This window comes from Streptosporangium amethystogenes, assembly GCF_000721075.1.
Lineage (GTDB): Bacteria > Actinomycetota > Actinomycetes > Streptosporangiales > Streptosporangiaceae > Streptosporangium > Streptosporangium amethystogenes.
Map to the genome: position 1 here is coordinate 73981 of NZ_JOEQ01000017.1, position 13136 is coordinate 87116.

General features: G+C 69.7%; 12 protein-coding genes. 2 read left to right on the forward strand and 10 right to left on the reverse strand.

Features of this window, described 5'->3' with window-relative positions; genetic code table 11:
* Window positions 1-19: 19 nt before the first annotated feature.
* Genes IG98_RS0124125 through fabG form a run of 4 tightly spaced genes read right to left on the reverse strand, consistent with a single transcriptional unit; the run spans window position 20 to window position 2655 of the window.
* Window positions 20-1084 (reverse strand): aminomethyl transferase family protein, encoded by a 1065-nt coding sequence (locus IG98_RS0124125; RefSeq protein ID WP_030916362.1) that lies wholly within the window; start codon window positions 1082-1084, stop codon window positions 20-22.
* 3 nt (window positions 1085-1087) lie between these two features.
* A complete protein-coding gene (gene fabZ / locus IG98_RS0124130) occupies window positions 1088-1564 on the reverse strand; it encodes a 3-hydroxyacyl-ACP dehydratase FabZ (RefSeq protein WP_030916365.1) in 477 nt (158 codons plus the stop codon).
* Window positions 1561-1857, reverse strand: coding sequence for an acyl carrier protein (locus IG98_RS0124135; RefSeq protein WP_030916369.1), 297 nt, complete (start codon window positions 1855-1857; stop codon window positions 1561-1563). Before IG98_RS0124135 ends, fabZ begins: the two co-directional genes overlap by 4 nt.
* Before the next feature lie 48 nt (window positions 1858-1905).
* Window positions 1906-2655, reverse strand: a complete 750-nt coding sequence (gene fabG / locus IG98_RS0124140) for a 3-oxoacyl-ACP reductase FabG (RefSeq protein ID WP_030916371.1) — start codon at window positions 2653-2655, stop codon at window positions 1906-1908.
* Between the two features lie 152 nt (window positions 2656-2807).
* Here fabG and IG98_RS0124145 point away from each other — a divergent pair, with 152 nt between their 5' ends.
* Window positions 2808-4421, forward strand: coding sequence for an FAD-dependent monooxygenase (locus IG98_RS0124145; RefSeq protein WP_030916374.1), 1614 nt, complete (start codon window positions 2808-2810; stop codon window positions 4419-4421).
* Here IG98_RS0124145 and IG98_RS0124150 read toward each other — a convergent pair.
* Both IG98_RS0124150 and IG98_RS0124155 read right to left on the reverse strand, forming a co-directional pair.
* Window positions 4337-5905, reverse strand: coding sequence for an AfsR/SARP family transcriptional regulator (locus IG98_RS0124150; protein ID WP_063766272.1), 1569 nt, complete (start codon window positions 5903-5905; stop codon window positions 4337-4339). The genes IG98_RS0124145 and IG98_RS0124150 overlap by 85 nt on opposite strands.
* Window positions 5905-7098 (reverse strand): macrolide family glycosyltransferase, encoded by a 1194-nt coding sequence (locus tag IG98_RS0124155; protein WP_030916379.1) that lies wholly within the window; start codon window positions 7096-7098, stop codon window positions 5905-5907. Before IG98_RS0124155 ends, IG98_RS0124150 begins: the two co-directional genes overlap by 1 nt.
* 404 nt (window positions 7099-7502) lie before the next feature.
* Between IG98_RS0124155 and IG98_RS0124160 the strand changes: the two genes are divergently transcribed.
* Window positions 7503-8612, forward strand: coding sequence for a DegT/DnrJ/EryC1/StrS family aminotransferase (locus IG98_RS0124160; protein ID WP_030916381.1), 1110 nt, complete (start codon window positions 7503-7505; stop codon window positions 8610-8612).
* Here the strand turns inward: IG98_RS0124160 and IG98_RS0124165 are convergent.
* The 4 genes from IG98_RS0124165 to IG98_RS0124180 all read right to left on the reverse strand — a co-directional run bounded on the left by IG98_RS0124165 (window position 8578) and on the right by IG98_RS0124180 (window position 13119).
* Window positions 8578-10053, reverse strand: coding sequence for an NDP-hexose 2,3-dehydratase family protein (locus tag IG98_RS0124165; RefSeq protein WP_030916383.1), 1476 nt, complete (start codon window positions 10051-10053; stop codon window positions 8578-8580). The two genes, IG98_RS0124160 and IG98_RS0124165, sit on opposite strands and share 35 nt — an antisense overlap.
* An 84-nt stretch (window positions 10054-10137) precedes the next feature.
* Window positions 10138-10743 (reverse strand): dTDP-4-dehydrorhamnose 3,5-epimerase family protein, encoded by a 606-nt coding sequence (locus IG98_RS0124170; RefSeq protein WP_030916384.1) that lies wholly within the window; start codon window positions 10741-10743, stop codon window positions 10138-10140.
* 158 nt (window positions 10744-10901) lie between these two features.
* The gene (locus IG98_RS0124175; protein WP_030916386.1) at window positions 10902-11900 is read right to left on the reverse strand and encodes an NAD-dependent epimerase/dehydratase family protein; all 999 of its coding nucleotides are present in this window, start codon (window positions 11898-11900) and stop codon (window positions 10902-10904) included.
* Complete coding sequence (locus tag IG98_RS0124180) at window positions 11893-13119, reverse strand: class I SAM-dependent methyltransferase (protein WP_030916389.1); 1227 nt, start codon at window positions 13117-13119, stop codon at window positions 11893-11895. Before IG98_RS0124180 ends, IG98_RS0124175 begins: the two co-directional genes overlap by 8 nt.
* Window positions 13120-13136 lie beyond the last annotated feature (17 nt).

Here is a 13136-nt window from a genome sequence, read left to right on the forward strand (position 1 = left end):
TTCTCCGACGATCAACCGATCAGATGATCGGGATGCTCCAGCTCTTGGGCGTGATGTAGGGGCTGGTCAGCGTGGTGACCTCGGCGTCGCCGACGGTGAACCGCAGACCCGCCGCGGCGAACTCCGCGTCCACCCGCGCCAGGCCGAGTGTGGTGCCCAGCCCGAGGCTGTGCACCGCGTACACCACCTCGCCGATGTCCTGACCGGCGGCCAGGACCCGGGTGCCGGGCTCGGGGACCGACTCGCCACCGCCGAAGCCGAGGGTCCGGCGGCCGGTGGGGCCGTTGAACGCCTCCAGCACCGCCTCCCTGCCGATGAACGACTCCTTGGTGATGTCGACGAGCCAGTTGGCGCCGCCCTCGATGATGTCGACCCCGCCGGTCGCCTCATGCCGGATCACCGGCTGCCGGACCTCCAGCATGGCGATTTCCAGCGCCTCGTTACCGGCGGGCACCGCCTGCTCCAGCGACTGCCGCCACAGCTCGGCGGCCGACTCGGTGGGCACGATCATCTGGTAGCCGTACTCGCTGGTGAACCCGGTCCGCCCGAACACGATGTCCACGCCGTTCCAGGTCGTGTCCACCACGGCCTCGAACGGCAGCGAGGCCAGCTCGCCGTCGATCAGCCGGCCCACCACGCCCCAGGCGTAGGGGCCCTCCAGTCCCAGGATGGTCAGCTCGCCGGAGCGGTCGACGATGTCGACGCCCTCGTCGTTGTGCTTCTGCAGGTGTTCGAGCAGGCGCGGCCCGGCGCCGCAGGAGCTCTCCAGGAACATCCCGTTCTCCCGGCCCCACACGACCACCTGGTCGACGATCTGCCCCGACTCGTCCAGGACGAGGCTCATCATGCAGCGCTCGGAGGTCAGGTACTCGACGTCGCGGGCGAGGACCCGCTGCGCGAAGTCGACGGCGCCGTCACCGCTGATCTCGATCAGACCGAGCCCGCTCAGGTCGAGCAGCGCGGCCCGTTCCCTGATGGCCTTGTACTCCTCGGCCGGCGTCGAAAAGCGCAGTGGGACGGTCACGTCCAGCACCTCGCCGAAGACGGTCTCCTCCGGGTGCGCGTTCGCGAGCACGGAATCCATTTCTCACACCTCTCCATGAGTGCTGCCGGCCGCCGGGTCGGCGATCGTGATGATTCCTTCGGCGGCGATGTTCCCGTCCACCCGCGCCGAGACCCGGTACTCCCCGAAGCCTCTGCCGCCCGCGCTCCGCTCCGCGGTCAGGACCAGCTGGTCACCGGGGACGATCCGGCGGCGGAAGCGCATCGACCTGACCCCCGCCAAGTAACTGATCTTGCTTGTCCCGGTGAGCGAGAAGACCACTCCGGCGAGCTGGGCCATCGCCTCGATGACCACGACGCCCGGCAGGATCGCCTCGTCGGGGAAATGCCCCTGGAACCAGATCTCGGTTCCGGTGACGTTCTTGATCGCGGTGCCTTTGACGCCCGGCTCGACCTTGTCGACGCGGTCGAGCAGCAGCATCGGCCAGCGATGCGGGATCAGCTCCCTGATCTGGTCGTTGTTCAGGCTGAGCGACTCCCTGGACGACTGGGCAACGGTCATACCGCGGCTGCCGCTCGCAGTTCGGGCCTGATCGTCTCCGCGAGCCGGGACACCGAGCCGAAGACCGCCATCTCGCTGTCGTAGAGGGCCACCCCGAACTCCGCCTCGATCGCGACGTAGAGCTCAAGGATGTCCAGGCTGTCCAGCTCAAGGCCGCGGCCGAACAGGGGCTGGTCGTCGGTGATCCAGTTCGGCTCGATCTCCAGATCCAGCCGGTTCACGATCATCTTCTTGATCTGGTCACACGCCTGCTGACGCTGGGCGGCCCTGGCGCGCAGCTCGTCGATGGTCATCTTTCCTCCGTGCTCGTGCTGTCGAGGCTCGTGCTTTTGATGACAGGCTCAGCCCAGGCCGCCGCCGTGGGCGACCATCACCTCTCCGGTGACGTACGAGGCCTTGTCCGAGGCGAGGAAGCTCACGATCGACGCGATCTCCTCGGGCCTGCCCATCCGGCCCAGCCGGATGCGGGACTCGTACTGCTTCCTGATCTGGGCGGGAACGCTGCGGGTCATGTCGGTGGCGACGAAGCCAGGGGCCACCACGTTGACCCGGACGCCGTGTGGCGCCGCCTCGTAGGACAGTGCCTTGCTGAAGGCGATGATCGCCCCCTTGGACGCCACGTAGTTCGTCTGGCCCGGGAAGCCACCGTCGAGCCCGCTGACCGACGACAGCGTCACGATCGAGCCGCGCCGCTGGTGCTGCATGATCCGGAGAGCCTCCCGGCAGCTCAGGAAGGTGCCGGTGACGTTGACGTCCATCGGCTCGCGGAACTGCGCAAGGCTCATGGCGACGAGGTGCCGGTCACGGGTGATGCCCGCGCTGGTCACCAGCACGTCCAGCCGGCCGAAGTCGGAGCGCAGGCCGCGGAAGAGCTGCTGGACCTCCTCCTCCTTGGTGACGTCGGCCTGTACGGCCGTCGCACCGCCCCCCTCCTGCTCGATCTGGGCGACGAGGTCCTTGGCGTCCTGCTCGGCGCGCAGGTAGTTGACCACGACGTGAGCGCCTTCCCTGGCCAGATCGAGCGCCACCGCCCGCCCGATTCCGCGCGACCCGCCTGTTACCAGTGCCACCGAGCCTTCGGTAAAGAGCATCCTCGTCTCCAGGGTGTCAGTGGTGAGGTGAAAGGGAGCCGACCTGATCGTCCGCTTACAAGGGGAGAGGCTACTGAAGGCGGTTTTCAGCCCGATATCATTCGGATATCCGGCTATTGACGCTGATGACAGCGGTGCGGAACGCTGACGCCATGGAAGAGCTCGATGTCGAGGTGTTGATTGTCGGAGGCGGCCCGGTCGGCCTGTCCGCCTCGATCGAGCTTTCGAGGTACGGAATATCCTCGCTGCTCGTCGAAAGGCACCAGAAAACCTCCCTTTTTCCCAAGGCCCGGCTTATTTCCACCAGGACCATGGAACTGGTCCGCGCGTGGGGAATTCAGGACGAGGTCGAGCGCGCGGGACTGCCTCGTGAGGAGACCCTGGCGGTGGGCGTCGGAACGTCGCTGACCGACGACGACTTCCTGCGGGCGGTCGCGCCCCTGCACGAGGACGCCCCGCAGAGCCCGACCTACACCTACATCTGCGCCCAGGACCGTTTCGAGGTGATCCTGCGCGCGCTCGCCGAGGCGCAGCCGGGCGCCGACGTCCGGTTCGACACGACCATGACGGAGATGCGGAAGACTCCGGACGGCGTCGAGGCGGTGATCGAGTCCGCGGGGGTCCGCCGCGGAGTCCGCGCCCGCTACCTGGTGGCCGCCGACGGCGGCCGGAGCACCACGAGGGAGGCGCTCGGCATCGCCATGACCGGCCCTCCCCCGCTGGGCAACATGATCAGCGTCATGTTCGACGCCGACCTGGGGCCGCTGCTCCGTGATCGCCAGGCCGCGCTCTACTTCCTGCTCAGTGACCCGCCGTGCGCGGTGGAGGCGGTGGACAACCGGCGCCGATGGATGATCCAGACCGGGTACGACCCGGCGCACGGCGGCAGCCCCGACGACTTCACCGAGGAGGTCTGCGTCGCGGCTGTGCGGTCCGCGGCGGGCATCCCCGACCTGGCGGTGAACATCGTGGGCGTCATGCCCTGGCTCCAGCAGGCCGTGGTCGCCGACGAGTTCCGCAGCGGCCCGGTCTTCCTCGCCGGGGACGCCGCGCACGTGTCCACCCCGCAGGGCGGGTTCGGCATGAACTGCGGCATCCAGGACGCGCACAACCTCGGCTGGAAGCTCGCCGCCGTGCTCCGGGGCACCGCGGGGGCCGGCCTGCTCGACACCTACACGCCCGAGCGGCGCCCGATCTCCGACCGTACGGTCACCGAGAGCCTGAACAACGCGCTCATCACCTTCCAGATGATGGAGGGCCGCCTGACCATGCAGGAGTCGATCGACCAGCAGGCGGGCCGGCGCAGCTCGGAGGGCCTGGTGCTCGGCTTCCACTACGACTCCGCCGCCGTCGTCGCGGACGGGACGCCCGCCCCCGAACCCGCCGACCCCTACCGGACCTACCTGCCGACCGCCCGCCCCGGCCACCGCATGCCCCACGTCTGGCTGTCGCGGCGGGGCGGCCGGGTCTCCACCCTGGACCTGCTGGGCGGCTCGTTCACCCTGATGACGCCCGCGGGCACCGGCTGGGCGCAGGCCGCCAAGCAGGCGGCCCAGGACGCCGGGGTCGCCGTCACCGCCCTGGAGATCTCCGCCGACGGCTCGGCGGAGCTCACCTCACCGACGTGGGCGGAGGAGTTCGGCGTGGGCACCGCCGGAGCCGTCCTCGTCCGCCCCGACGGTCATGTCGGCTGGCGCTCCCCCGGCGCGGCGGCGTCGGCGAACGCGCTGACCGACGCCCTGGGCACCATCCTGGCGAGGTTGTAGCCGTCGTGGCCGGCGAGCTCGTCGGCCGATCCCCGGTAGGACCCCGAGCAGAGCCGCGCGGCCGCCATCCGCAGGGTCAGCGGGCATCCCGAGGAACTGGCCGCGAGCCTGGCCATCGCCTGCGGCTCGGCCTCCATCCTGGCGGCGCCGACCAGCATGACCGCCAGCGCCCTGGACTCCTCGAACCCCAGCGGCCGAACGAACTCCCGGTGCGCGCCCTGGCGGGCCACGAACTCGTCGAGCGGATCCCGGCTTGTGACGATCACCCGGCAGTGCGCGCCGCCCGGCAGCAGGGGGATGACCTGGGCGCTGTCGCGGGCGTTGTCCAGCACGACGAGCAGCCGCCGGCGCGCCGTCCTGCTGCGGTACAGGGCCAGCTTCTCGCTGAGGTCCTCCGGGATGGCGTGGCCGGCCACGCCGAGCGCCCGCAGGAAACGACCGGCCACGACACCGGGGGCCAGGGCCGCCGTGCCCTCGTCCCCCTGCAGGTCGGCGAAGAGCTGCCCGTCGGGGAACTGGGCGATCCTGCGGTGCGCCCACCGCAGGGTCAGCGCGGTCTTTCCGAAGCCGCCCAGCCCCGTCACGACCACCGTTCCCGGCCCGGTCGTCTCCGGGGAGAAGCGGAGCGCGTCGTCCAGGACGGCGAGTTCGGCGGTGCGCCCGGTGAACGGCAGGGTCTGCGGGGGGAGCTGGGAGGGGATGACGAACTCCTCGGCCCGCCGCACCCCCGACACCTCCATCAGCGCGGCCTCGTCCCGCAGGATCTGGTCGTGCAGCCGTCTCAGCTCCGGGCCGGGTTCGAGCCCGACCTGTTCCACCAGGTGCCGCCGGCCCTCCTGGTAGGTCCGCAGTGACTCGGCGCGGCGCCCGGAGCGGTACTGGGCCAGCATCAGCTGCGCCCGGGCGCGCTCCCTGAGCGGATGCTCCTCCACCACCGGAACCAGTTCCGCGATCACCTTGAGGTGGTTGCCGAGCTCCAGCTCCAGCTCCAGGCAGGCCTCGATCGCCTCCAGCCGTGACTCCCGCAGCCGGGCCGCGTCGTAGCGCATGCTGTGGATGTCCTCGAACGGGGTTCCCCGCCACAGGGAGAGCGCGTCCCGCAGGACGGTGATCGCGCCCTCCCGATCTCCCCCGGCGGCCTGCCGGCGCGCCCGTGCCACGAGGTCGTCGAAGCGGAGCCTGTCGATCTGCGCGGGGGCCGCCCTGAGCAGGTAGCCGGGGCTCGACGTCATGACGTCGTCCGCCCGGTCCCCCAGCGCCCTGCGCAGCCGCGACACGCAGATGGCGATCTGCCCGCGGGCGCTCCGCGGGGCGTGCCCGCCCCACACCGCCTCGATCAGCCGGTCCACCCCGACGACGCGGTTGGCGTTCAGCACCAGGCTGGCCAGGATCGCGCGCTCCCGGGGGCCGCCGATCCGAAGCTCCTCGCCCTTCCTGAACACCCCGAGCGGTCCCATGATCCGAAACTCGAGTGGTTCGCCCATCACTGGACCCGCATCAGGTACTTCTCAAGCTCGTCGGCGGCCCGAAGGGTGCCGCCCGAGGCGTGCAGATCCTTCTGCATCTCTCCCGTGCACCGCTGGATGACCTCGCTGCCCGCCACCTCCAGCACCGCCTGGAGCAGCAGTTCCCCGGTGACCTCCTCCGGCGGGATGGACCGGCCGAGGTTCAGCTCCTCGATCCGCCGGGCGGCCACCGCGTCGATGGACGAGGTCGGGACGACCACCATCGGGCAGCCGGAGTGCAGCGCCTCCATCACGGTGCCCATGCCCCCGTGGGTGACGGCCACCGAGGCGTGCTGGAGCACCTTGTGGTGCGGCATCCACCGATGCGCCTCGATGTTGGGGGGCAGCGGGCCCAGGTCCGCGGGGTCCATTCCGTCCGCGACCGTGATCACCACATGCCATGGAACGCCGGTGAAGGTCCGTACGCACATCTGGAAGAAGTCCGGATACTCGTTGAAGACCGCGCCGAACGAGACGAGCACGACCGGAAGCCCGCCGGCCGGCGGCTGCCACTCGCCCAGGAAGTTCCGCTCGCCCAGGCACGGCCCCACGAACGCGAACCGCTCGTCGAAGCTGTCACCGACGTACTGGAAGGACCGCGGCATGTTGATGATGCTGAAGTCCTGGATCTCCCACCACAGCTCCGCGGGCGGGACGTCCACCCCGTGCGCGCCCGACAGGGCGCTGATCCGGGCGAACATGTCGTCCACCCAGTTCGGCATGGACTGCTCGGCCCCGTCGGAGTTGTAGATCGCGTTCAGGTACGAGAAGTTCGCGTTCGACGCGAACATCGGGATCAGCTGGGTCGCGGGCCGGTTCCATTTCCTGGCCAGGATGCGCCCCGCGTAGAGGATGGAGGTGTCGTAGACGATCATGTCGGGGAGGTCGTCGGCCGGGTAGGACTCCAGGGCCGCCAGCATGTCCGCGCTCTCGTCGAGCAGGACCGAGAGCAGGTAGAGCGGGTCGCGCGCCAGGTTCAGGAAGTCCGAGTCCCGGTACTTCGAGTCGTAGCGCAGCGCGGTGGCGCCGGCCTCCTCCACGATGCCAACCATCATGTCTCCGGTCAGATAGGAGACGCGGTTTCCTCTGCGGACCAGCTCCGTCACCACGGCCAGGTTGGGGATCACGTGACCATGGTCGGGATGAACCAGGAAGAGGAAATGTTTCGCCATCTTGGAGAATCCTGTCTCTCTGGGATGTCTGACCTGGTAAGCAGTGATTTCGCGGCAAAAAAACTAGCCCATCGGCGACAAATTAGTCACTGCGACCTGTCGGCAATGCTAGTTAGGGCCCATTTGGGGCAACACCCCTAACCGTCTTCCGCGGACGCCCCCGCCCGGAATCGAGTTCACAGCGCGATAACGGGAAAAGAGCGCCACCCTACCCGGGTCACCATTCGCCCGCAACGAACGGCGACGGAGACTGGGGTACCGAATGGGGTGTTAGGGGTTACCCCTAGCCATTCCGAGACCACTGCCGGCCACCTCCCGGGGTGCCGGTTTCCACCTGGATACAGGGGATCCCCCGCTTCTCGCCGGTCATTATGCTGAGCCGAGCTTTCGAGAAAGGGACTGCGATGACCACGCGTGTCTGGGACTATCTGCGGGAATACGACAGCGAGCAGAAGGACATCATGGACGCCGTCGAGACGGTGTTCCGGTCAGGGCAACTGGTCCTCGGTGAGAGCGTCCGCTCCTTCGAGACGGAGTTCGCCGGCTACCACGGGGTGCGGCACTGCGTCGGCGTCGACAACGGCACCAACGCGATCAAGCTGGGGCTGCAGGCCATGGGGGTCGGCCCCGGCGACGAGGTGATCACGGTCTCCAACACCGCGGCGCCGACGGTGGTCGCGATCGACGCGATCGGTGCGACCCCGGTCTTCGTGGACGTGCACCGGGAGAACCAGCTGATGGACACCGCCCAGGTGGAGGCCGCCATCACCGAGCGGACCCGGTGCGTCCTGCCGGTTCACCTGTACGGCCAGTGCGTCGAGATGGAGCCGCTGGAACGGCTCGCGGCCAGGTACGACCTGATGATCTTCGAGGACTGCGCGCAGGCGCACGGCGCCCGCCACCACGGGCGCGCCGCGGGATCGATGGGGAAGGCGGCGGGGTTCTCCTTCTACCCGACCAAGGTGCTCGGCGCCTACGGGGACGGCGGCGCGACGCTCACCTCCGACGACGAGGTCGAGCGGAACCTGCGCAGGCTGCGCTACTACGGCATGGAGAAGACCTACTACGTCGTCGAGACCCCCGGCCACAACAGCAGGCTGGACGAGCTGCAGGCCGAGATCCTCCGCCGCAAGCTGCGCCGGCTCGACCGGTACATCGCCGACCGGCGCGCGGTGGCGGCCCGTTACGCCGACGGCCTCGGCGACACCGAACTCGTCCTGCCCGCGCTCGCCGAGGGCAACGACCACGTCTACTACGTCTACGTGGTGCGCCACCCCCGCCGCGACGACATCATCGAGGCGCTGAGGGCGTACGACATCCAGCTGAACATCAGCTACCCGTGGCCGGTCCACACCATGACCGGGTTCGCCCACCTCGGCTACGGCAGGGGCAGCCTGCCGGTCACCGAGGAACTGGCCGGTGAGATCTTCTCGCTGCCGATGTACCCGTCACTGCCCGGCGACGTCCAGGACAGGGTGATCAGCGCGCTGCGAGAGGTGCTGGCGGCGTTGTAGTCAGGGTGGTCAGGCAGAACAGCAGGCTGCGCGCCTGGATGTTGAGGTAGAAGCTGTGCCGCAGCAGCTCTCCGAGCTGGGACACGCTCAGCCAGCGGTACTCGGGGTGGTCGATCCCGGCGGCCTCGTCGGTGTGCACGATGAGATAGCGGTTGCGGGCGCGGTGGAAGCGCCCGCCCTCCTCCGACAGGATCGTCTCGAACCGGACTTGCCCGGGGCCGGCCCCCAGCACCTCGTCCAGGAAGGGCGGGCGGGCCCCGGCGGGCAGGTGGTCGTAGTTCTCCGGGGTGCACTGCACGGTCGGCCCCAGCTCCACCACGTCGGCGTAGCCCGGCTCGACCCGCGCGTGCACCAGGGCGTGCAGCACTCCGTCGATCTCGCCGACCAGGAACGCGATGACCCCGGTCCCGGAAGGTTCGATCATGGGCTGGTCCCAGCGGCCGACCTCGCGCCCGCCCGCCTCCACGCTCACCCCGACGACGTCGAAGTAGCGGCCGGTCTCGTGGGAGATCAGCTCGTCCGTACGCCGCCATCCCCGCACCTCGTTGAGGGGGATCAGGCTGACCTGCGGGTCGGTCCTGGTGCGCATGTCGGTGATCCAGCTCAGCACCTCCCCCATGGTGTGCGGGCCGGCCTCGCCCGGATCACAGGAGCGGACGAGCGCGGCACGGAACGCGTCGCCGGGCTCCGCGGAGAGCGCGGACGTCAGCGCCGACGTCAGCGCTGCCCCCGAGAACGGCATGCAGGCCAGCACGGTCCGCGCGTCCATGTTCACCAGGTCCGGCACCGACATCAGGGTGTGCAGCTGACCGAGGGTCAGCCAGCAGAAGCCCTCGGCGACCTCGATCTCCCCGGTGATCTCGACGATCATGTTCCGGTTGCGCTTCCGGTAGAACCAGGCGCCCTGCTCGGACTGGCGGATGTCCGCGACCACCTCGTGACCGGAGGTGTCGAGGAAGTGGTCGAGATAGGGGACCGGCCTGCCCCGGTGCACCCGGGTGTAGTTGCTCCGGGTGGCCTGCACGGTGGGAGAGAGCTGCAGGCCGTTGTGGTTGCCCGGTTCGTGCTTGGCCTGCATGAGGCAGTGCGGGATCCCGTCGATCTCCTTGACCAGGATGCCCAGGATGCCGATCTCCGGCTGGTTGATGATCGGCTGGGACCAGTGGGAGACCGTCCGGCCGGGAACGTGGACGTCCAGGCACTCGACGCTGAAGAACTTTCCGGTCCGATGCCGGATGTTCCCGGTGTGCCGCTCCACCTCCCAGCCGGACAGCCCGTGCAACGGCGCCTTCCGCACGTTCATGTACGTACGGCTCGCCGTCTCGGCCAGCCAGCGGTGGAAGTCGTCGAGTGTCGCGAACCACCCACCCGGGGAGAGCACGGATTCCGCGAGCCGCACCTGCAACGGTGAACGAGTCTGCCGCCGAGAGGGTACGGCCATACTGACTCCTTTGATACGAAATTTCATCTTCCGGCGGCGGCTCGGGAGCTCCGCCGAGCCTCGACCGGCTCCCGCACGCCGCCGTCACACCTGCCGGAAGGTCTCCTCGATCCGCAGGCACTCCTCGTAGTCGGGCAGCATGTCCAGCGCCCGCGCCTTCGCCAGGGTGGGCGCCTCCCGGTCCCGCTCCGACTGGATCAGTGCCGGGTCCCCGGGCAGCCGCAGCCCGATCTCCGGGTCGAGGGCCGAGAGCGCGAGCTCGTTCTCCTTCCGGTACCGCTGCGAGAGCAGGTAGGACATCACGGTGTCGTCCTCCAGCGCGACGAAGGCGTGGCCGAGCCCCGGCGGGAGGTACACCGAGCGGAAGCTCTCGCCGTTCAGCACCACCTGGTCCCACACCCCGAACGTCGGGGAGCCGACCCGGAGGTCGACGACGATGTCCAGCGCGCTTCCCCGCGCGCAGTGCACGTACTTGGCGGTCCCCGGCGGGGCGAGGGTGAAGTGGATCCCGCGGAGCACGCCGCGCGCCGAGGCGCTCTGGCTGGTCTGCGCGACCGGGAAGAGCGGGTGCCCGACCGCCTCGACGAACGCCGCCTCCTGGAACGGGGAGACGAAGAGACCCCGCTCGTCGGGGAACACCTCGGGAGTGAATTCGAAAGCGCCGGTGACGGCGAGCGCGCGGGATTTCATTACGGCTGCGCTGCCGGGGGGTGTTCGGTCACAACAGTCGCCAATCGGTCAAGGATGACGGACGGTCACGGAGCGCGGTCCAGCATGCTCGGACCTCCGGGGCGGGGTCAACAAGGTAGGGGTCGCCCGCGAGCAAGATAGGGGTCGCCCGGAGCGGGTCAGCGCGGCACCTCGTCACCGCGGATCAGCGAGGAGACGGTGCGCTCCAGCGCCTCGCGGAACGGCACCCGGGCCTGCCATCCGGTGACCGTGCGGAAGGCGACCGGGTCGGCGACGACGCTGTGGAAGTCCATCCCGGTGGCGTCCGGCGGCGCCGGCACCGAGACGACCGGGACCGCCGGGGCGCCCGTGCGGGCTGCCACGGTCTCCGCGATGGTCGTGAAGATGTCGTGGACGCTGCGACCACCGCCCGTACCCACCAGCCAGTGCCGGCCCGCGAGGGAGTCGGCGTGGTCGAGCGCGGCCAGGAAGGCGCCGGCCACGTCCTCGACGTAGAGCAGGTCGCGCTCGGCCTTCCCGTCGTTCCACACGGTCAGCGGCTCACCCGCCAGCGCGCGGCGCGCCATGGTGGTCACCACCCCCCGGTCGGTGGCGGTCGGGGAGACCCGGCCGCCGAACACCGTGCCGAGCCGGAGCGTGACCCCGCGCAGCAGGCCCTCCTTGGTGGCGGCCTTCAGCTCCCGCTCGGCGGCCAGCTTCTGCCGGTCGTAGGCGGTCACCGGGGCGTCCGGCTCGGTGCCGTCGACCCTGGCCTCCGCCCTCGGGCCGACCTGGGAGGTCGAGCCGGGGAAGAGGACCACGGGGGGCGGGCCGTCCCGGCGTTCCGCCCGCAGGGCCCAGACGATGTCGCGCACCACGCCGACGTTCACCCGTTCCCCCGGCGCCTCGTCCTCCGCCGCCCGCCAGGTCCCGTCGCCGCCGGTGTAGAGCAGCAGGTTGATCACCGCGTCCGCACCGGCGATCGCCTCGGCGACCTGGCCCGCGACGGTGAGGTCCGCGGTACGGACCTCGACCTCGGCCGGGTGGCCCGAGCCGACCACGGCGGGCCTCCGTGCCACCAGCCTCAGCCGGACGTCCCGCCGGGCCAGCTCCGCCACCAGGGCGGAGCCCACGAAACCGGAGGCGCCCAGGACCACGACCAACGGCCGGTCAGACAACGCGCACCTCGGGGGTGTAGAGGATCCACTTGCCGCCCGCCTCGCGGAACTCCTTCTCCTTCTCCATGATCTCCTGCGCGTGGTTCCAGGCGAAGAGCAGCGCGTACGACGGGTAGGGGTCGCGGAACGCCTCGGGGCTCCGTACCGGGATGTGCGCCCCCGGGGTGAGCCTGCCCTGCTTGCCGACGGTCGTGTCGCAGACGAAGGGGACCAGCTCGGGGCCGATGCCGCAGTAGTTCGTCACCGTCGCGCTCTTGGCGGTGGCGCCGTATCCGACGACCCGCTCGCCCCGTTCCCGCAGCTCGCCCAGGAGCGCCGTCAACCGCTCGCGGATGAGCTCGACCCTGGAGGCGAAGCCCGCGAGCGTCGCCGGCTCGGTGACCCCGGCCGCGCTCTCCTCGGCCAGCAGGTCGGTCACGGCCTGACTCACCGGTCTCGCCCCCGGGCGTGCCAGGGTGTAGCGGACCTCGCCGCCGTGCACGGAGAGCCTTTCCGCGTCGACGAGCTCGAATCCGAATCTCCGCGCCATCTCCTGGACCGAGCGGACCGTGAAGAAGAAGAAGTGCTCGTCGTAGATCTGGTCGAACGAGGTGCGCTCCAGGATGTCGGCGAGGTACGGGTCCTCGAACACGAAGATCCCGCTGTGCGCCAGCAGCGTGTCGACCCCGCGGAGGATCGACTCCATGTAGGGGATGTGGCACAGGGTGTTGGCGGCGTAGATGACGTCGGCAGGTCCCTCGCCGGCGAGGATGTCGGCGGCGGTCTCCACCTCGAAGAAGTCCTTGCGCACCTGGACGCCCCTGGCCGCGGCCAGGTCCGCCACCCCGCCGGACGGCTCCACCCCCAGGTGGCGGACGCCCGACTCGGCGATCACTCCGAGCATGGTGCCGTCGTTCGAGCCGAGCTCGACGATGAACGGGTCGGGGCCGGTGAGCTCGGTGGCCAGGAAACGCTTGGCGATCGCCTGGAAGTGCTCGCGCATGACGGCCGAGCCCGAGGAGAGGTACGGATAGCCCTCGTGGAACATGCGGTCACGCGGCACCTCCTCCATGAGCTGCACCATCGTGCACGATTCGCAGATCCCCACGGCGAGGGTGAAGAAGAACTCCCGATCGAACTCCTCCGGCGTCACGAACGCGTCGGAGAGAGGCTGCCTTCCGAAGTCGAGGAACTCGCGAACCGTGCCCGAGCAGATCCGGCACGACGACGTGACTGGCATAGGTGACTCCTGGGGTT